At 60.5% G+C, this 430-nt stretch carries 1 pseudogene; it reads left to right on the top strand.

From position 1 onward, the window contains the following. Positions 1–129 precede the first annotated feature (129 nt). Positions 130–430, top strand: a pseudogene (locus DY467_RS25675) (AI-2E family transporter); the annotation flags it as partial.

Here is a 430-nt window from a genome sequence, read left to right as displayed (position 1 = left end):
CCGATCGTCACCGCCTTCTTGGGCGGCACGATGCTGTCGCCGTTGGCGAGCTTCTTGGAACGCTGGCGAATTCCGCGCGGTGTCAGCGCCGTAATGATCGTACTCGCCGGCTTGGCCGGCGTCACTTTCATGATCGGATTGATCTCGGTGCCGTTGATCGAGTGGAGCAACAGACTCCCGGAGCTCGGCTCGGTACTGCGTGACAAACTCCACGTTCTCGATAAGCCGGTGGCGATGTGGAGGCAGGTTCAGTCGGCGCTGGGCGGGACCGACACTTTGCCGCCGGCCACGATGCAAATGCCCAAGATCGACTGGATGCAGCCGACGGTCCAGTTTCTCTCTCCCACCATCACCGAAATCATGTTGTTTCTGGTGACACTCGTATTGTTCGTCGCGAGCTGGCGCGGGCTTCGTCGCGCATTGGTTATGC

The organism is Rhodopseudomonas sp. BR0G17 (assembly GCF_010907025.1).
GTDB lineage: Bacteria > Pseudomonadota > Alphaproteobacteria > Rhizobiales > Xanthobacteraceae > Rhodopseudomonas > Rhodopseudomonas palustris_H.
The sequence above is the reverse complement of the archived record's forward strand: the minus strand, read 5'-3'. Positions and strand labels throughout refer to the sequence as shown.